The sequence below is a fragment of the Barnesiella sp. An55 genome, from assembly GCF_002161555.1.
GTDB classification, from domain to species: domain Bacteria; phylum Bacteroidota; class Bacteroidia; order Bacteroidales; family Barnesiellaceae; genus Barnesiella; species Barnesiella merdipullorum.
In genome coordinates this window covers 1-20,008 of sequence record NZ_NFHZ01000020.1, presented here as the reverse complement: position 1 = coordinate 20,008, position 20,008 = coordinate 1, and the positions used below count along the sequence as shown (strand labels likewise).

Below are 20,008 nucleotides of genomic sequence, written 5' to 3'. Positions count from 1 at the left end.
AGGCTATGATAGGAACTTTAATGCGCGGACTTGTAGAAAAGGACATGCAAGCCGTCGTTAATACTTACGACTTGAAGCCCTACTACTACCCTACGCTTTTCCCATTGAAGGAAACCTATACTTTGACGTGGAAAGCGTTGGAAACGCAGGTAGGGTTAAAGATTGCCGCCGATTTGGTAGCTCGTGGCGCGACCATTGACAAAAAGACGCGCGAAGCCATTGCACGCATACAGGGCGACATCCCCAAGATTGCGGTAAAGCGTACCAAAAACGACGAAGAACTGAACGAGTACGACATCATGGTAGCCATGACTTCACAAAGCCCGGATTTACGCCGGTTGGTTGAAGCATGGGCGGAAGATACCAATTTTTGCTGGACAGCCGTAGCCGCGCGTTTGGAGTGGATGGCGTTGCAGTCTATCTCTTTGGGAAAGATTACGCTTACCAACACCAACAACGTATCGGCTATTAGCGAATATGACGTAGATTACCAATTACCAGCAGACCAAAAGGTAGGCTTCCAAACCGGCTCGGCGAATTGGGCTACTTCGGCTTCGGCTAAGCCTATTACCAAAGACTTTAAGGCGGTAGTAAGAGCCGCTAAGAAGAAAGGGCATAACTTGAAGTTCGCCTTTATGTCGCTTGACACGTTCGCGACCTTTACCGAGTGCGAAGAAGTGCAGAAGATTTGCGCATCATTCGCCGCTAACGCTTTGGGCATTCAGCAGACACCGAGCGTTGAGCAAGTGAACACCGCTTTACGCGGTCTGTCCTACTTGCGCGGCTTGCAGGTGGTAGTTATCGACCAAGACATTACTATCGAATTGGGCGACGGTAGCCGACCGTTCAGCGGCAACCCGTTTACCGAGAACGTGGTAATGTTCAGCGAAAGTAAGGTTTTGGGTAATACTTATTGGAAGAAACCGGCGGACATGAACGTACAAGGCTCGGTAGCTATCAAGGCTTTGAACGGTCACACGCTTATCAAGAAGTTTGCCAACGAAGAACCTTTGGAAGAAGTTACTATGGGCATTGCAAACGCTTTCCCGGCGTGGCTTTCTTCTTCGCGTTCGTGGCTGATGAGTACCGATAATTCGACGTGGAATCACTAATTAACAGCCGGGAGGGATAACATCCCTTTCCGGCTTAACCCGGTTAGCTTATGACGTATAAAGAATGGTTTTCCCGTACAGCGGCGCGTTTCGGCGTTGAAGGTGGAGATGTAGAACTGATATTGACAAACCAACAGGGATTAATCCCGGACGCGGAAGCGGAAGTAGATATCACGACCGCCAAACGCGCCCTTTGTGCCGAGTTCGGCTCTATCATTCCGCTTGCCAACGTGAGCGAAGGCGGCTATTCCCTTTCGTGGAATTGGGAAGCTATTAAGTTTTGGTATAACCAGACTTGCGGCGAATTGGGCATTACGCCCGTGACTTCGCCAAAAGTCAGAAACAGAAGTAACAGATGGTAACGGACGTAGTAAACAGGCAATACCCACACTACCTCTACAAGCGAACCACAGGCGGCGAAGCCATACAGGACGCAAACGGGAGTTGGAACACACCCGACGGCGAATGGTCATTCCATAGCCGATGCCGGGAAGAAACCAACGGGAAAGGTACGCAGATAGAAGCAGGGGGCAAATTTGTTACGTTTTCCTCGCTTGTGCAAATTCCGGCAGGAGTTGAGCGCATATCCGAAGGGGTGGAAATAGCGGTAACGGAAGAACCGGTAGAACCTTCTATGTTGCTTGACCAAGCGAAGAAGGAAGAAGCTAAAATTTCGGGATTGGTTAGGATTTCCGGCGAATGCTTGAAGTTCGATAAGGGGAGGTTACATTGCAGGCTATGGGTTTGACGGCGAATTTCAAAGGAAGCATAGACGGCGTTTTCGCCGCTTTTCTCGCAGAAGTGGAAAGGCAGATAATAGAAAGCCTTTGCCGGGTGGGAGAAGAAGCAGTATCGCTTGTTAGACGACCACACGCGAATGATTGGGAAGACCAAACCGGTAACTTGCGTTCTTCTATCGGTTACGTGGTATTCAAGGACGGTAGAGAAATAAGGCAAAGCACATTTGAAACCGTACCGCCAAGAGTAACCAAGAACGATGCCAAGTACAACGGAGCGAGTGAAGGGCTAAAATTAGCGCGGCAAGTAGGCAATACCCACACAGAAGGCTATACGCTTGTAGTGGTTGCAGGTATGAACTACGCCGTACACGTCGAAAGCAAGGGGCGCGACGTTCTTACTTCCGCCGAAAAACAAGCCGAAAAGCAGATAGCAAGGGAGTTAGCAGACATAGTAACTAACGTAAAGAACGCTTTCAGATGAAGAATTGCAGCAGCATAGACACCGACGATATTCTGTACAAGATAATAACGGAAGGAGTAAAGCAGAAAAAGATTACGATTTCCGGTATTGTGTGCGTACAGGACGAACGCCCGGACGACAGCGAAACCGAAGATATAGTAATAAACACTATTTCGATTACGCACGAGAAGCCGCAAAGCGGAACTTCCAACGTGAATATCTACGTTTCCGATAAGAAAGTAAAGATACGCGGAAAGGAGCAACGCAAAGCGAACCGGGAACAATTACGGAAGATAGGCGACGCTGTGGTAGCCTATTTGGAAGCGCAGAACATAGCAGACCTCGAATTTTGGATAGAGAGCGACACAGTGATTAAAGAACAAAAGGTTTACCAACACTACCGCAATTTGCGTATAGGTTGGAACATTCACTAAACACAATAACAAAATGGCAACATTAGTAACATTAGGACTTTCCAAGATATTGGGTAAGACGGGCGAACCTACGAAGTTGGATTTCATAGAAACCGATTACAAAGTATTCGGCTTGACCTACGAAGACACTTGTAAAATGTCACAGGAAGACCCGGAAACGACCGAGTTCTATGCGGAAGAAGAAGACGATCCGGTAGAAACTATTGAGAAGCAAGGAAAGATTACTTTCACATTCTCCATAATGAACCCGGATTTAGACACGCTAAAACGGTTGTTTGGTGGTGATGTAGCATCCGATGTTTGGAGTTACCCGGACGTTGTTAATTCCGTAGAGGAATCAGTTATCATACTTCCGAGAAAAGGGTTAAAGTTCCACATACCGCGTATGAAACTTACCTCCAAGATAAACGGAGAGTTCAGCAAAAAAGGATTGCTTCTTATTGAAGTAACCGGTACTGTGCTCAAACCTAATACTACCGGATTAAAAAAGATGGCAGTAGGAAAGGTTACAGCGTCAGCGTAACAATCGGTGGGGTAATTTTCTTGACGATTGAATTATATGAGTTCTAACCGGAAAGACCCGCTACTTTGTTTCCGGGTCTTTCTTCATTTTAAGAAACATGGACAATAACGAAAAGTTGGAGAACTTGACACGCGAGCAAAGCGAGTTAAGGCAGATGATAAACAGCGGCGTTACGTTCGATGTGGATGTAACCTACCGCAAGCGCAAGCCCGGACTATTGGGCTTTTTCCGTAAACGGGAAACGGTCAAGGAAAAGAAAGTGTTTCGGATTGCAGAACCTACGCTTTCCACGCTTGACAGACTTAGCGCGTTATGGCTTGAAATGACCATAGACGAAACAAAGCTGAATGATGCGGACTATTTGAGCGCAGCAAAGAAGTTGGCGGCAAAGGAAGCCAAGAAGCTCGCCGAAATGGTTGCCGTAGCGGTATTGGGCGAAGACTACTACGACGTAACGGACAAAGGCGGCTACTTCATGCGAAAACCGAACGAGAAGCGGCTATCCCGGCTTGCGTCTTTGTTTGAGCATACGGTAACACCCTCACAGCTTCTTACGCTTGCCATATTGATAACCAACGTAAGCAACTTAGGGGATTTTATAAACTCTATAAGATTGATGAGCGCAACACGCACAAGCGACCCGATGACAAATCTTATAGAGCAACAGGGTTAAAAAGTCCACACGGACGGCGTGGCTCGGTGTGTGCGCACTTCGGCTGGACGTTGGACTACCTTCTGCACGGTATAGCGTGGGGAACGGTGCAAAGAATGTTGATAGACGCGCCCGGAGTTGAAGACGAAGACACAACGGGGAAAAATACCGAAATAGTGCTTACGGACGACAACGCGGACGAAGTTATGAAACTAATAAACAACTTGAATAGATGAACATACAAGGCGGCGGTTTGTCTTTTGACATTTCGGGAACGAACAGGGAACTACTGAAAGTGCTTGAAGAAAGCAAAAGGGCTATTCAGAAGTTCAGCACGGATGCGGTAAAGAACGGCAAGGGCATAGATAAAGCCTTTGAAGCTACCGCCGCCGTGATAGAATCGGGATTTGCCACAATAGACCGCATATTTGAGGAAAACAAAACGGCTTTGAAAGACCTGCAAAAACAATATGAGGAATTGGGTAGCAGAGCCGGTAAAGCGTTCACGGAGGGGCGCGATGAGGAATACCGCACATTGACAGCACAACAAAGCGTGCTGAAAAGCGAAATAAACTTGCGGCAACAGGTAATAAGCGAAGCGGAAAAGCAAGCCGACGCGCTTATGAAAGAGGAACAGGAGCTAAACAAACAGCGTGAAGCAGCCGAAAAAAGTGCAAGGGCGCAACAGTCATTGGAAACACAGTTGCGAAAGTGCCGGGAAGCGTTGGTACAGATGGAAGCGGAAGGAAAGCGCAATACGGAAGAGTTCCGGCAGATGCAGGAAGAAGCCGCGCGTTTGGCTAAGGCGTGGAAAGACGCTACTGACCAATCCAACATATTAGCGCACGACCAACGAGGGATGCAAGGACTTATTAGCGGACTTTCGGGCGTTTCCGGCGGATTTGCAGCCGCACAGGGAGCGGTAAGCCTTTTCGTAGGGGAAAACGAGAACTTGCAGAAGGTTATGCTAAAAGTCCAAAGCCTTATGAGCATAACGATAGGCTTGCAACAGGTAGAACAAATGCTGAATAAGGATAGCGCGTTTAGGCTTGTAACCGTAGCAAAGGCAAAAGACTTGCTTACGGCGGCAAACGTGCGCCTTGCGGCAGCGTTGCACATTTCCAACACGGCGGCTGCGGCTTTGATGGCTACGCTTACATTGGGGCTTTCCGTCGCCATTACCGCCGCAATTGTAGCCATTTCCCGGATGCAGAGCAAACAGGCGGAAGCAAAGAAACAGGCAGAAGAATTTAACAACAAGGTAGCGGAAGCCGCAGCAGAACCGGTTACGGCTTACCGGACATTACAGGCGGAATGGTTAAGCCTTACGGGGTCATTGAAAGAGCGTGAAAAGTGGGTACAGGATAACGTAGATAAATTCGATGATTTAGGCTACTCTGTGCGCAACGCAAAAGAAGCGGAAGAATTATTAGTTACCAATAGCGCAAAATTTGTCGAAGCGATGATGCTCCGGGCAAAAGCCACAGCGACCAGCGAACTCGCCGTAGAGAAGTACAAGAAAGTGATTGAAGCGCAGAACAAGTTAGACACGACACCCAAAGCGTATGTTTCAAAAAAAGGAACTTATACAGACGGCTACGGAGTTCAGCGCAAAGGCGTTGTTATTGAAAAAAGCAGTAATTGGAAAGAAGCGGAAGAAGAATTGCAAAAAACACAAGACACATACAACAAACTTATAGACCAACAAATCAGTTTCACGCAAAAGGAAAAGGAGATATTGGCATCCATTGGAAACCAAACCGGGAAAGTGGTAGCCGGAAGTGTAGAAGAAGCGGAAAAGGAACTTAGACGCTTGCAGGAACTTTATAACAAAGCGGCTACCGACACGGAACGAGCGGACATAGCCAAACAAATAGCCGAACAACAGAAGGAATTAGACCGTATCAGCTATAAAAGCGGAAACAGCGGAAGTAAAAAGGAAACAGACCCTTTTGCCGAACAACTGAACGAACGGAAAGCGTTGTATTCAAAGTACCTAAAATGGGTAACAAGTTCAGACGAAACGGTACGGAAAGCAGCAAATACGGAATTTGCCGCGCTTCTTCAAGAAGGTACGAGCTACCTCGATTATTTGGAGAACCTACGCGATAAGATTTCAAGCAAGACAAACCAAACTGCAACAGACTTGAAGAACCTTTCCACGCTGAACAACGAAATAGCTAACGCAACCAAAGAAGCGGTTATTTCAGACTTTGACGCACAACTACAAAGGGAATTATCCATGTGCCAAACGGTAAGCGAGCAATTAGCATTGATAGAACGGCGGAGGGAAGAACTTAGCGGCGACAATTCGGACGTAGATAATGCCAAAGCCGACATTTTGGACGTAGCCGAAGATGATGCCAAGCAACAGGCGAAAGAAGAAACAAAGGCACTTCTTCAAGAATACGCGAACTATATGCAGGAGAAGTTAGACTTTGAAGAAAGCTACGCCCGGAAACGTGAACTATTGCAAAAGGCATCGGCGGAAGCCACCAGCGAGCAAGAAAAGCAGGTAGCCGAAGCCGCATTAGCCGCATTGGAGAAGAAACGTAAAGAGTATGAGAGCCGGAGCGGAAGCGAGCAATACGACCAACTGCTAACAGAATACCAGACTTTCCAAGAGAAGCAGACGGCAATTTTGCAGAAATACTCGGAACAACGCGCCGAAGCGGAAAAGCAAGGAAACTTATCCATGATTGCGCAGATAAACGCTAAGGAGCAGGAGGAACTAAGCAAACTTGCAGCTTCACGCCTTATGGCTACGGAGAGTTGGAATCAGTTGTTTAGCGACCTTTCACGGTTAAGTACAAGTACAATAAACAAACTGCTTGAAGACATCAACAACAAGAAGATAACCTTTTCCACGCAGTTTAATCCGGCAGACTTACAAGCCATAAATACACAGTTGGAGAAAGCGCGTAACGAGTTGGAAAGCCGTAACCCGTTCTTAGCGTTGAAAAATAGCTTAGCGGAACTTCGAGCAGCGATGAACGCGGAAAAACTGTTGGATAGCGACGACCCTTTTGTTCAGTCATTGGAATCCAAGAAACAGCAGTACCAACAATATACGGAGGCTATTAACAGTTCGGATGAGATTTTAGCCGGTGCAGCAAAGACGGCATACGCCGACCTTCTTAAAGAAGGCTCATCGTACATTGACATGTTGCGCCGGAAAATAGCGGAACTTGAAAACATAAAACTTACCGTAGGGCTTGAAGTTGAGGGAGAAGAACAATTAGCCGTGTTGAAAGCCGCACTTAAAAAGGAAACCGGAGAAACCAAGAGTGTAGGCGAAGCGTTCAAAGACACGTTTAGCGGAATCGGGAGCAGCATAGATTTTGTTTCCGGAGCATTTGACAGCGTGGTAAGCGGAATAAAAAAGATGGGCGTTTCCATGAGCGACGAAACGCAAGCGATATTAGGCGACATAAGCGGCATTATGCAAGGGGCAGGGCAATTAGCCACAGGAATAGCCACCGGCAACCCGTTGGGGATTATTCAAGGCTCTATCGGCTTGCTGTCTTCCGCTTTCGATTTGTTCAACTTCCGGGATAGGAAAGCCGAAAAGTCCATAAAGCGGCATCAGGAAGCCGTAACGAAATTGGGTTATGCTTACAACGCATTGGAACACGCCGTAGATAACGCATTGGGCGAAACGGTCTATCAGAACCAAACCGCAATGATAGAGAATTTGCGCCAACAGCAGGACGAAATAAACGGAATGATAAGTGACGAACAGAGTAAAAAGCACACAGACAACGGAAAGATAGACGAATGGCGAGAGCAGTACGCGGAATTGGGAAGACAGATTGAAGACATCATAGCCGATATTACGCAGAGCATTACGCAGACTTCCGCGTCGGAACTTTCCGACCAATTAGCGGATGCGCTTGTAGAAGCGTTCGAGAACGGGAAAAGCGCGGCGAAATCGTTCGGCGAAGTGGCTAACGACGTGCTTAAAAACGCAGTCAAAAAAGCATTGGAGTTGCAGTTTTTGGAAGAACCGTTGCAACGGGCTATAAAGCAGCTTCAAAAAGACATGGGTTTTGACGAAGAAGGTAACGGCACATTTGACGGTTTGACAGAAGCGGAACAGAACCGTTTCAAGGCAGCTATACAAGCGGCAGGACAAAACTTTGCGGCGGCTATGGATATGTACAAAGACCTATTCAAGCAAACTGAAGATATTGGCGACCCGACAACCCTAAGCGGTGCTTACGCTACGGCGAACCAAGAAAGCATAGACCTGTTAGCCGGACAGACAAACGCGGTAAGACAGAACCAAGTAACGAGCATAGCACTCATACGCCAACAGCTTACCTACCTTGCAAGTATGGATAGGGGTATAAGCGTGATAGCGGAAAGATTGCTACGGATTATAAACAGGCTTTCAACGCCTACCGATGACGGACTACGCTCACAGGGCATAACAGACTATTAAAAGGATAAGTTATGGAATTTCAACAGCTAAAAAAGAAACTTGCGGAAGAAGCCAAGGCGAACGGGATTTGCGAAGAATGGTACAATTACATTCTAAACGCGCCTTCAAAAGAACGGCTTTTGACGCTTTTTATAAAAGGATTGGACTTTTGCCTAAGAAACGCATTCACGGATGATTTATGGGCGGAGTTCAAAGGAATACGCCAGCACTACGGCGTATTCAAGAACGAGCCTATCGAAGTAAAGGACTTGCGCAACGTCGTTGCTTTCGGGACTTCGGAAGGTACAGCGAAATTTACGGGCTTTCATGTGGCACAGGTATGGGCAAGGGATAACGCGAAAGTCAGTATCAAAGCAAGCGGTTACGCTTATATCACGGTTGATATAGCAGACCGGGCAACAGTAGAGGTAACAGCAAGCGACGCGGCGCGTGTAAGTGTATTCCTTCACGGCGGAAATTACACAGGAAACGCGACCGGCAACGCTAAAATCAAAATAATCGATAAACGTAAATAGTTATGGCATTAGAACAAAACTTGATACTTAACATACCGTTCGATGAAGCCAACGGCTCTACGGTAGCTTATGACTTTGCGCAAAACCGGCATGACGCAACGGTTACGGATTGCAGCTTTGTTTCCGGCAAACAAGGGAACTGCATACACTTTGACGGTGCAGGACGTGCGGAAATTGAAAGCAACATAGTAACGCTTTCGGGTAACTTTACCATACTTGCATGGTTGAAAAGCATACTTTTTGATGACGGATATACTAACAAGCGTATAGGTATATTCTGCAACACAGACCAAAGCGAAGGAGGCTATCGGGAAGCATGGATAGACATAGAGCCGGGAAGTTGGGGGTACTTTGCGATTAGAAAGGCAGGAAACCAAGTAAGTATCTATTTAGATACACAGTTGATACAAACGCTTATACTTCCTTCAACGCTGACGGGTATAGCAATCGTTCAAGACGTTTACAGCACGGGGAACGGATATGGCGATTTGGACGAATTGAAGGTATATAACGTAGCATTGAGCGAAAACGAAATAGCGGAAGAACTGAACAGCATTTCGCAGCTTGAATACTACTTAAACGGTGTAAACTTCAAAGAGTTTGACCTGCACGTAGAAAGTTCAACCGGAGTTCTTGACTTGCCTAAGTTGAAAACGCCTACTTCCGTAGATTGGGCGGACTATCACGGAAAAGTTATTGATTTGACAGATAAGCGATACCAAGAAAGGGAAATAACGCTTAACTGTTGGCTGAGAGCAACCGGAAAGATGGACTTCACGGAAAAGGTAAACAGGCTTTATGAGCATTTCCGGCAGGACGGGACGCAAAGGCTTATGATTTCGATACACCCTACAAAGCCGTTGGTTTACGAGGTATATTGCGAAGACGGGGTAGCCCCCTCCAAACGTTGGCACGACGATAAGATGATAGGTACTTTCTCCTTGAAACTGAAAGAACCCGACCCGGTTAAGCGAGTGATAAGACACCAAAGGATAAACGCTTCCAACGCGGAACTTACGATAGAGTTAAAGAGCGACAAAATGGTTAATGTCTATTGGGGTGACGGAACGGTAAGCGAAGACATTTACGGCGACTATACCGGAAAAAACGCCTTGAAACATACTTATGCCGATAACGGGATATATTACACCATTGTTGCCGGAGTGATTGAGGAAATTACGGATTTCGACACTAACGGGATTGTAGTATGGAACAGATTATAATCAAGAAACCCGACGGAACGGAAATACCGCTTTTCAGCCGGAAGAATGTTAGCAGCGTGAGCAAGGCGAACCAAAAAACCGCCTTGCTTTCCGATGATGTGGTAAGCATTACCGTTTCTTCCGCACTTCCGTTGGATTTGGATATAGGTTGCGTTCTTGTATTGTACGGCAAGCCGTATAAGCTGAACCAACTGCCCGAACCGGCGAAAGAAGGAGAACGGCGTTATACCTACGAATTGAGGTTTGAGGGATTGCAGTATGATTTGATAGATGTGCATTACCACCTCCCCGAAGACGCATACGGGGAAACCTATTATTCTGACCTTGCCGGGCATTTGCAGGTATTGATGTGGAACATAAACCGCATCTTTCCCGGAAAGTGGGTATTAGGCACATACCCGGAAAACACGGAATACAAGAACATTACCAATTCCGGAAAAAACTGTCTGCAAGTGGCGCAGGAACTTTGCAGCGATTACGGCGTAGAATTTGAGATAACAACAAACGGAACGACTTACACGCTCAATTTCAAAGAGAAAGTAGGGATAACACACACTTTCACGCTAAGGTACGGACGTGGTAAAGGTCTGTACCGGTTAGAGCGAAAGAACGTGAACAATGCCGGGATAGTGACCCGTCTATACGTTTACGGTGGAACTGAAAACTTAGGGCGAAACTACGGGCATACAAGGCTGTGCCTTCCGGGTGCTACGCGGCTTACTTCATACATTGAGGATGAAGCGGCGATAGCCTTGTACGGCGTAAAGGAGGGAGAAAAGACCTACGACATCAAGCCGCAGCGCGTAGGTACGGTTACAGCATTGGGGGCGGACGTGATTACATTTGCGGACAACACGATGTTTGATTTGAACGCAAAGGCTTCGGACGGGAAATCCACGAAATACCTCATAGACGGAACGAGCGCAAAAATAAAGTTTGAAAGCGGAGGGTTGGCAGGTTATGAATTTGACCTGCACAGCTACGACCACGCTACAAAGACTTTCGTAATAAACAAGTTCCAAGACGAAAACGGCTCGGTATTCCCGTCGGAAACTTCTGCGGCTTTCCAAATAGCGGTAGGCGACAAATACAGCATTTCAGACATACAGCTGCCCGATGAGTACATAGAAGAAGCCGAAGAAGATTTGGAGGAAGAAGGTAGCAAATACCTCCCTACGGTAAGCCAGCCGCAAGTAAGCTATAAACTTGAACTTACCGAAGGCTTCTTTACTTCATTGTTCGGCGATGAAGTGGAAACCGAGATTTTGCACGTTGGCGACTTCATACCCATAGAGGACGAACAGATAGGCGTAAACAAAGCCGTAAGGATTACGCAGATTGAACGCGACCTGTTGAAACCGCACAGTTACGACATCACACTAAGCGACACCATAACCAAGACTACAACCGTGCGCGTTTGGAACGAATTGCAGGAGATAAACGAGGTTATCCATATCAACAAACTTGCAGACCCGGCAAAGGCACGGCGCAGATGGAAAGCTACGCAGGAGCTTCTAAACATGGTATTCGACCCGGAGGGCGACTATTACAGCGAAAAGATAAAGCCGCTTTCCATAGAAACGCAGATGTTGAGCGTAGGCGCGAAAAGTACGCAGTTCACGCTGCAAAATATCACATTCCAACCAAACTACGGAGGGAACGCAAACACCCTGTACGTGTCAAACGGTCTGCTCGTACATTACGCGATAGACCCCGACGGCTTGAAGTATTGGATATTGGAGGGCGCAACATATTCCGGGCTTACTTCCGGTACGGCATACTACATTTACGCTAAATGCCCGACAAACGGCACGGCAGGAAATATAATACTTTCAGAAACGGCAAAAACAGTTGATAGCGAAGCCGGGTATTACAATTTCCTTATAGGTGTACTTAATTCAGTTGTTACAGATGAAGGAGGAAAGAATCCGGGCAGGCTTGTAAGCCTTACCTACGGAAGCAGCACGATAAACGGGCGTTTTATCCGTACAGGACGCATCGAAAGCAATGCCGGAAGTTGCTATTTTGATTTGGACAACAACGAGATAGGCGGCGTTATCAAATTCGTAAAGAACGACGGCAGTACGGGAAGCGTTTCAGACGTGGATGATAAAACAAACGAGGTAAAGGACTATATAAACAACACTTTACCGGGCATATTGAATGAAATTCAATCGCAGTTGGACGGTCAGATAGAGCAGTTTTTCTACGAGTACGACCCGACTACAAGCAACGTACCGGCTAAGGACTGGACAACTACGCAGCTTAAAGATGAGCATTTAGGCGACCTTTTCTATAACACGGCTACGGGTAAAGTATTCCGTTGGGTAAAGAACGGTAATACTTATAGTTGGCAGGAATTACAAGACAGCGAGGTAGCACAGGCGTTGGCACTTGCAAACGACGCTTTGAAACTTGCAGGGACGAAACGGCGCATATTCGTTTCAACCCCTACAACTCCTTACGACGTAGGCGATTTGTGGGTACAAGGAACGACCGGCGACATCATGCGTTGCAAGACGGCACGGACTTCCGGCTCTTACAACGCTTCCGATTGGGTAAAGGCTTGTAAGTACACTGATGACAGTGGGCTGACCAACTTTATAAACAACAACTTCACTCCGACCGTAAACAATTTGACGAACCAAATAGACGGGAAAATAGAAAGTTGGTTTCAGACTTCCGACCCGGCTGGCGCGTGGACTACTACGGAATTGAAGAAAGCCCATGTAGGCGATATGTGGTACAGTTCAACGACAAAATTATTAAAACGGTATAGTTCTTCCTACGCATGGGTTACGATAGAAGACCAAAAGGCTATCGACGCTTACGAAGCGGCAAGCAAGGCGCAGGACACGGCAGACGGCAAACGACGTGTGTTTGTTTCTACACCGAAACCACCATACGACATCGGCGACCTTTGGCTTACGGGAGGAAAGACAGATGGGCTTTTGAAACGGTGCATAACCGCACGGGCTTCGGGAAGCTATGTTGCTAACGATTGGGTAGAAGCCGTTTACTACGACAACACAAAGACAACCATAGACGGCGGAATAGTAACAGCCGGAACGGTGCAGCTTGCAGGAAACGACCAAAGCATCAAAGCCGGTATAACCGGAGAAGGCACGGCGGACACAAGCGTAAGGTTTTGGGCTGGTGCAAGCAAAAGCAACAGGGCTACCGCTCCTTACCGGGTATTGCAGGACGGAAGTTTTGTAGCGACCAAAGGAACGATAACCGGAACTATTTATGCCAACGCCGGAACAATAGGCGGATTTGAGATTGCAAGCGGAAGAATCGGCGTTTCGTCATCTTCGGGAGCAACAAGCGGCAGCGGATTTTCATTGTATGGCACATTCATAAAGTTCTCGGACTCGTACCGTTGGGCTTCGATAGGTACAAACGTACTTCCGGCTTCTACAGGAATTGTTGGAGTTGGACGATTTACAAACAATACGCCTAATCCTTACGGGACTAACTACGGAATACTTATCAATGTTTCCGGCGCAAACACCAACATAGGAATCGTGAGCAACGGCGCAATCGTGAGCAACAGTTACATCGTAGATTACGGGATAGCCAAGCTAACACCTTCTGCTAATAATTGCCTTGTACCGGGCGATGCCACAAAGCCTACTTTGTTCAAGTTGATGCCGAGGTTTATTTACAGTAATTCGGGCATAGGATTGCCAAGACGCGACTCCATTTGTACCGTATTGGGCATAAGCAATTCTACGGCATTTGCGGTGCGTATAGTCATTATTTGCGACCGGACAAGTACGAAAGTCGGTTACGTTTGTGGTAGAAACCAATTCGTAAAGAACAGTTCGGGGGGGAACGCGATGGACAGCAACTATTACCCTTACAGGATGGGAAACAACGCGGACACGGATATGGGCAAATGGAACATGGCTAAGGGCGATATTCGCGAGTTCCTTTTAGTTTGGGACGGAAGCAGCGGTTATTATGCATACTTGCTCAACATAAGAGAATAACATAGAAATCACGGCAAATAAGCGGTAATAAGCGGTTTGTACCCCGATTTTCACGGCTTCGGAGTACAAACACTTCGCCAACACTTAGCGAGCGTATCAACTTGATACAACTAATTGATACTTTTGTAGGACAGAGTAAAAAGATAAAGTTATGCAAAACAGAAACGGCGACTTAGTAAGCGCACAAATATCAGTAGCCGGAACGGTTGATTTTTCCGGCGGCAACTTCAAGATGGACACGCCTTTTTGCTTGAAGAACGACGGCGAAACGGCGGTAGTGCTTGAAGTGAACCTTTGGGGAATGCCCGAAGGCGAGTTCATCAGCACACGGTTTGAAACCGGGTGGAATCCCGAAATCATACGAGAGATAAAGAAAACGAGTTCAGCAACCGCCCTTGTTTGGGGCTATTAAAATTATAGTCATGGGTATATTTATAGGAATTGGGAATACAAAACCGACTTTCCCTTACGATTATTATTACGGAGTGCAAATCAACGTGAATGTAGCAGACCCGGCATTAACAAGGGTTGGGCGACCGGAATTGCACGTTACGCTGCCGGTACAGTCATTGATGCGCCGTTGCTTGATTAACGACAACGGCGAGGTTGTAACATACTTGCACCCTACCGACAGCACGAAAACAGACACGGGAGCGACGGCAGACCTTACCGGAACAACCGGGCAAGTAATGGTAGAGATACCAAAGCACTACCGTAAATTCGAATTTGACGGCACAACTATAACCGTACTTATTTCATTGTACAACCTTCCGGGCTTCCATGAAGTGCCGAAGATGTACAGAAGTGCATACGAAGCGACCATAGACCGCACAGTAAGCACAACCCCGAAACTTGCAAGCGTAGTAAACAAGACGGCTAATTTCAGAGGTGGGAACAACAATACCGCATGGGATGGAACATATAGAAGCCTGTTAGGACTCCCGGCAACCGCTACGAGCCTTACCAACTTCCGAAAGTACGCACGAAACAGAGGGGAAGCCGGGCTTAACGGTTGCGGTTGGAATTGCGACCTGTACGCTGCACAGCTTGCGACATATTGGCTTTACGTCATTGAGTACGCAAACTTAAATTGCCAAGCCGCATACAACGCAGAACCTACAAGCGAAGGGTACAAGCAGGGAGGATTAGGCAACGGAGTTACCACCTTGAACGGTACGAAGTGGAACGCATACAACAGCTATTACCCGTTCATACCTTGCGGTACTACAAATAGTTTAGGAAACCGAACCGGCGTTGTTGAGTTCACGATGCCGGACGAATACGACACGGGAGTAGTTACCAAAGTAAGCGTACCTTCTTACAGGGGAATAGAAAACCCTTTCGGGCATTTGTGGAGTTGGACTGACGGATGCAAGTGCGAGATACAGAGCGAAGCGGACGGAGCAAAATCGAAGTTTTATGTTTGTGATGACCCTGCTAAGTTCCAAGACAGCAGCTATAACGACTATGATTTGCGCGGAGAGTTGCCGAGAAAAGAGGGCTATGTTAAACGATTGATGGTTGGAGAACACGGCGAGAATATGCCGACAGAGGTAGGAGGAAGTTCAACGACCTACTTTGCCGATTACTTCTATACCAATATACCTGCTTCCGGCGCGGCTATGAGGGGTGTGCTCTTCGGCGGTTACGCGAGTTCCGGCGCGGCTGCCGGGCTTGCGTCTGCGTTTGCGATTTACACGGCTTCGTTTACGCTTGCGTACTTCGGCTCCCGGCTTTGCTTTATCCCGGCGTAGCATTACGTCACGAAACGGAAACATAAACACGCCCCAACCGCCGCGCCATTATTGGCGGTTGGGGTTGCAAAAGTACAATGATAATAAATTAGGTTATGAACGAAAATAACAAGACACAGCAGACAACGAAAGAAGATGACGGAAGTTTGTCGTTTTTGGCAATACCGCAGGACGAAGCAAACAAGCATTTCAACTGCCGGGAAACGACACAGCAGAAGTTGATCAACCTCACGTTTTGGGTTTGCGACTTCATCGACGGAGTTAAAACGAAGTTCGGAGCGGAACGCTTTTTAGTGAAGATAAAGAGAAACCGTGATGACAAAGACAGCGAAGCCGAAAAGTTCTTTACCAATTCGAGCGAAATAAAGTACGTTTTGAGGGAAATCAAGAAACGCAACGCATTTCCACGCCGGGTAACGATGAGGGCGAGCGGCACACGCTATTACTTTGAGTGAAAAAATAAAAGGTTGTTTGTTCTTCGGGTGTGCTCTTCGGCGGTAACGCGAATAACAGCGCGAATGCCGGGCTTGCGTATGCGAATACGAATAACACGGCTTCGAATACGAATGCGAACATCGGCTCCCAGCTATACTGATACTTTTTGTAAAGTTTATAAGGACAAAGACCTCGCCGAGAAAAAGGCGGAAAACAGTAAACATTAACGGGATTTGGTAGGGAAACCGAAGAACCCCGACTAATCAGCAAAGCAAGCTATGCAAAGGTTAGGAAACTTATACGATAGGATAATCAGTTTAGAGAACTTACGGCTCGCAGACCAAAGGGCGCGTAAGGGAAAACTTAACACATACGGCGTAAAGGTGCATGACCGGCACGCTGAAGAAGACCTTTTGGCTTTGCACGAAGCGTTGAAAGCAGGAACTTACAAGACTTCGGAATATAGCACATTCTTTATATATGAACCGAAAGAGCGTGAAATTTTCAGATTGCCGTACTTTCCCGACCGCATTGTACACCACGCAGTAATGAACGTCTTAGAGCCTGTATGGGTGTCAGTATTCACGGCGGACACTTACAGTTGCATCAAGGGGCGCGGCATACAGGCGGCAGCGAACAAACTGCGGAACGTGATAAACCGGGATAAGCCCGGCTGCGCGTATTGTCTGAAAATTGACATACGCAAGTTTTACCCTTCCATAGACCATGCCATACTGAAAAGGATTGTACGCAGGAAGATAAAGGACACACGGCTACTTAAACTTCTTGACGAAATCATAGACAGCGCGGACGGTCTTCCGATAGGCAACTACCTAAGCCAATTCTTAGCTAACCTCATGCTCGCCTACTTTGACCATTGGGTTAAGGAGGTAAAGCGCATAAGGTACTATTTTCGTTATGCCGATGATATTGTAGTATTTCACAGCGAAAAAAGGTTTTTGCGCGGTCTGCTTGCGGATTTTGAAAGCTACCTTTCTACACGGCTGAATTTGGAAGTAAAGGGAAACAAACAGATATTCCCAGTAGCGAAAGACCACAAGGACAGAACAGGACGCGGCATTGACTTTTTGGGGTATGTATTCTACCACAACGAAACGCGGTTACGGAAAAGTATCAAGAAGAATTTTTGCCGGAAGGTAGCCAAGTTGAAGAAAAGGAAGAAACCGATAGGCGAAGCGCAGTTTATGCAAGCCGTAGCCGCGTGGTGGGGTTGGGCAAAACACAGCGATAGCGAGTATTTTATTAACAAGTTAAATAAGATTGCACCTTATGAAATCAAATTCAGACGTTAGACCGGCTATTATCCAAGATTTGGGTAACGGCTCGTTCCATTACAACTACAACGTAACGGAAAGGAAGATAGAAGACGAAGAAGTAGGCGAAAAGACCGTTTATGACTACGATACTGTGCAAGTGTGGGAAAAGCCGACTTACGACAACCTTACACGTGCCATCATACGCAGCGAGATAGACGAAACCGAAGAATTTTCTTTGATTAACGACTACTATGCCGCACAGTTGGGAGTAGAAACGGACGAAGACCGTAAGACAAAGGCGGTAAACGACTACAAGGCTTACCTCGCACACGTTGCGGATATAAAACAGATGGTGAGGGATGACCTTGCTACGGTTGGATTGGACGAAAGCGCATAAGCCTATGGGTACATTAACGGAAACGGTAAACGTAATAGTCGGAATTGTAGCATCACTCGGCGGCGTAAGTCTGATTAAATTCCTTTTCTTCATGCGCCCGGAAAGGCGCAAAGCACAGGCGGAAGCAGGGCTAAAAGAAGTTGAAAAGGAAGAGCGCGAGCTGGGCGTAATGAAAAACCTCGTAGAAAGTTTGCAGAAACGGATAGAACAGCAAGACCAAAAGATTAAGGAACTTAACGAACGTCTTGACAGGTTGTATGCCGAGAAGCATGAACAGGAACGGGAAAATAACGCCCTTATTCGTGAAAACAACGAATTGCGGCTCGCGCTGAAAGAAGCCGAACACAATGTTTGTGTACGCCCCGATGATGAATGTTTCAAAGGGCGTTTGCCTAAGCGTACTTATTGCCGCTTGAAGAAACTCGCGGCAGGAGATTACGACGCTTTCTATAAAGACGAACCGGAAGGAGAAACCGACAGCGAAAGGAAAGAAAACAATGAGGATAACGGAATACTTGAAAAGTCTGATAAGGGCTAACAGCTTTGACAGCAGCAAGAGTTTCGCCCTTGTGCTTTCTGTATTGGTTGGCGCATTGATTGGGCTTTGTGTTTGCTTCTGCCTTGTGTGGGATGTGTGCAGTAACGGGCATTTGGAAACCGACCTCGAAGGGTTGGGGATATTTCTGCTTTGTACAGGTGCATTCATGGCAGGGGGCGGAGTAAACAAAGCCCTTTCAGAGCGGAAAAAGACTTTGAATAAAGACGGAGGTATTAACAACAAAAAGGATTAAGTTATGGCAAAGATTGACATTTTAGCACCGTTCATTTTGAGTTGGGAAGGTGGGTTTTCAAACCACCCGGCAGATAAAGGGGGCGCAACGAACAAAGGAGTAACCATCGCCACATGGAAACAGGTAGGTTATGACAAAGACGGCGACGGGGATATAGACGTAAGCGACTTACGGCTCATTACCGAAGAAGACGCGGTAAACCGGGTAATGAAACCGCACTATTGGGATAGGTGGAAAGCCGATCGGATAGAAAGCCAATCAATAGCAAATATAGTTGTTGATTGGGTATGGGGAAGCGGAAAGCACGGCATTACGGGGGTGCAAAAGCTGTTGGGTGTGACGGTGGACGGCATTGTAGGGGAAAAGACCTTAGCCGCCATCAACGCGCAAGAGCCGCACGCACTTTTCGACCGTATCAAACAGATGCGCGAAGAGTTCATCGAAAATTTGGTAAGGCGCAACCCGTCGCAAAAGGTTTTCCGCGCCGGTTGGTTGCGTAGGCTTTCATATATTGACTACGGAAGTCTGACGTACAACACCGTACCGCCTACAAAACATTCATTCACGGAAAGATAACCAAAGACGTATGAAATGGATAGGATATATTATATTGTGGATTTTCCTGCCGATATTGATATCCGGGTGCAGTTCGACACGGAAGACCGTAAAAGGAACGTCAGAAACGAACGTATCCGCCACGCAGGAAACAGAAAGCAGGGAAACAGAAAATCGTTTGGCGGAAGTGATAACCGCTACCGAAACAAACGACCGTACAAACGTGGTTATCGAGTTCACGAGGACGGAGTACAACGACGGAAGTACGGGAACAACGGCAGAACCTGCCGGGCAGACTTCCGACACGCCGGAGCAGAACCGGGAAGATCGGCACAATCCGACAGCCGGAAAGAAAAGCGGCATAAAGTCAGTTACCACCGGACGGATAAGCATCAACGGCGACAGGACGGAAGCGACTACGACGACACGGAACGAAGCGAGCCAAAAAGCTACGGATACAAATGCAGGAACGGACATAACGGCAAGCCGGACAGAAAGCCAAGAAGCGGAAGAAAAGAAAACGCCTAAAACGGGCTTCATTGATTGGATTTTCTTAGCCGGGATAGTCGCAGCTTGCGCCGCCGGGATTACATACGCTATCAAACGCTTGAAAACATAAAAACGCCCACAAAAGCCAAAAATGGGCGTTTTTATGGGCGTTTAATTCTTAACTTGCTGATATTCAGCATTGGAAGCGGAGA

At 47.1% G+C, this 20,008-nt stretch carries 19 protein-coding genes; all 19 read left to right on the top strand.

The genetic code is table 11. The annotated features are described in order from the left end of the window. The first annotated feature begins 5 nt into the window (after positions 1–5). The 19 genes from B5G10_RS11385 (at position 6) to B5G10_RS11285 (ending at position 19,926) form a co-directional block, all read left to right on the top strand. Positions 6–1,112 carry a major capsid protein gene (locus B5G10_RS11385; protein ID WP_087424855.1) on the top strand — a complete coding sequence of 369 codons (1,107 nt, stop codon included), beginning with the start codon at positions 6–8 and terminating at the stop codon, positions 1,110–1,112. Positions 1,113–1,162: 50 nt separating this feature from the next. Continuing rightward, positions 1,163–1,474, top strand: a complete 312-nt coding sequence (locus tag B5G10_RS11380; protein ID WP_087424854.1) for a DUF6706 family protein — start codon at positions 1,163–1,165, stop codon at positions 1,472–1,474. Then, the gene (locus tag B5G10_RS11375) at positions 1,468–1,860 is read left to right on the top strand and encodes a hypothetical protein (RefSeq protein ID WP_087424853.1); all 393 of its coding nucleotides are present in this window, start codon (positions 1,468–1,470) and stop codon (positions 1,858–1,860) included. Before B5G10_RS11380 ends, B5G10_RS11375 begins: the two co-directional genes overlap by 7 nt. Continuing rightward, positions 1,851–2,333 (top strand): hypothetical protein, encoded by a 483-nt coding sequence (locus B5G10_RS11370; RefSeq protein ID WP_087424852.1) that lies wholly within the window; start codon positions 1,851–1,853, stop codon positions 2,331–2,333. Before B5G10_RS11375 ends, B5G10_RS11370 begins: the two co-directional genes overlap by 10 nt. Next, entirely contained in the window at positions 2,330–2,746 is a 417-nt protein-coding gene (locus B5G10_RS11365; protein ID WP_087424851.1) for a hypothetical protein, read from the top strand. Before B5G10_RS11370 ends, B5G10_RS11365 begins: the two co-directional genes overlap by 4 nt. A 13-nt stretch (positions 2,747–2,759) precedes the next feature. After that, positions 2,760–3,269, top strand: a complete 510-nt coding sequence (locus B5G10_RS11360) for a hypothetical protein (protein ID WP_087424850.1) — start codon at positions 2,760–2,762, stop codon at positions 3,267–3,269. 97 nt (positions 3,270–3,366) lie between these two features. Further along, the gene (locus tag B5G10_RS11355; protein ID WP_143241141.1) at positions 3,367–3,942 is read left to right on the top strand and encodes a hypothetical protein; all 576 of its coding nucleotides are present in this window, start codon (positions 3,367–3,369) and stop codon (positions 3,940–3,942) included. Positions 3,943–4,153: 211 nt separating this feature from the next. Next, the gene (locus B5G10_RS11345; RefSeq protein ID WP_087424847.1) at positions 4,154–8,365 is read left to right on the top strand and encodes a hypothetical protein; all 4,212 of its coding nucleotides are present in this window, start codon (positions 4,154–4,156) and stop codon (positions 8,363–8,365) included. 11 nt (positions 8,366–8,376) lie between these two features. Further along, a complete protein-coding gene (locus B5G10_RS11340) occupies positions 8,377–8,880 on the top strand; it encodes a hypothetical protein (protein WP_087424846.1) in 504 nt (167 codons plus the stop codon). A 2-nt stretch (positions 8,881–8,882) separates the two neighbouring features. Beyond that, positions 8,883–10,103, top strand: coding sequence for a LamG-like jellyroll fold domain-containing protein (locus B5G10_RS11335; protein ID WP_087424845.1), 1,221 nt, complete (start codon positions 8,883–8,885; stop codon positions 10,101–10,103). Then, positions 10,088–14,098, top strand: coding sequence for a phage tail protein (locus B5G10_RS11330; RefSeq protein ID WP_087424844.1), 4,011 nt, complete (start codon positions 10,088–10,090; stop codon positions 14,096–14,098). The genes B5G10_RS11335 and B5G10_RS11330 overlap by 16 nt, the downstream gene beginning before the upstream one ends. A gap of 151 nt (positions 14,099–14,249) precedes the next feature. Continuing rightward, complete coding sequence (locus B5G10_RS11325; RefSeq protein WP_087424843.1) at positions 14,250–14,510, top strand: hypothetical protein; 261 nt, start codon at positions 14,250–14,252, stop codon at positions 14,508–14,510. A gap of 10 nt (positions 14,511–14,520) precedes the next feature. Next, positions 14,521–15,852 carry a hypothetical protein gene (locus tag B5G10_RS11320; protein WP_087424896.1) on the top strand — a complete coding sequence of 444 codons (1,332 nt, stop codon included), beginning with the start codon at positions 14,521–14,523 and terminating at the stop codon, positions 15,850–15,852. A 95-nt stretch (positions 15,853–15,947) separates the two neighbouring features. Continuing rightward, a complete protein-coding gene (locus tag B5G10_RS11315; protein WP_087424842.1) occupies positions 15,948–16,307 on the top strand; it encodes a hypothetical protein in 360 nt (119 codons plus the stop codon). Positions 16,308–16,565: 258 nt separating this feature from the next. After that, positions 16,566–17,600: a reverse transcriptase/maturase family protein gene (locus B5G10_RS11310; protein WP_087424841.1), complete on the top strand. Its 1,035-nt coding sequence runs from the start codon at positions 16,566–16,568 to the stop codon at positions 17,598–17,600. Next, complete coding sequence (locus B5G10_RS11305) at positions 17,578–17,961, top strand: hypothetical protein (protein ID WP_087424840.1); 384 nt, start codon at positions 17,578–17,580, stop codon at positions 17,959–17,961. The genes B5G10_RS11310 and B5G10_RS11305 overlap by 23 nt, the downstream gene beginning before the upstream one ends. A 4-nt stretch (positions 17,962–17,965) precedes the next feature. After that, complete coding sequence (locus B5G10_RS11300) at positions 17,966–18,499, top strand: hypothetical protein (RefSeq protein WP_087424839.1); 534 nt, start codon at positions 17,966–17,968, stop codon at positions 18,497–18,499. A 256-nt stretch (positions 18,500–18,755) separates the two neighbouring features. After that, positions 18,756–19,328 carry a glycosyl hydrolase 108 family protein gene (locus B5G10_RS11290; protein ID WP_087424837.1) on the top strand — a complete coding sequence of 191 codons (573 nt, stop codon included), beginning with the start codon at positions 18,756–18,758 and terminating at the stop codon, positions 19,326–19,328. 10 nt (positions 19,329–19,338) lie between these two features. Continuing rightward, positions 19,339–19,926 carry a hypothetical protein gene (locus tag B5G10_RS11285; RefSeq protein WP_087424836.1) on the top strand — a complete coding sequence of 196 codons (588 nt, stop codon included), beginning with the start codon at positions 19,339–19,341 and terminating at the stop codon, positions 19,924–19,926. Positions 19,927–20,008 lie beyond the last annotated feature (82 nt).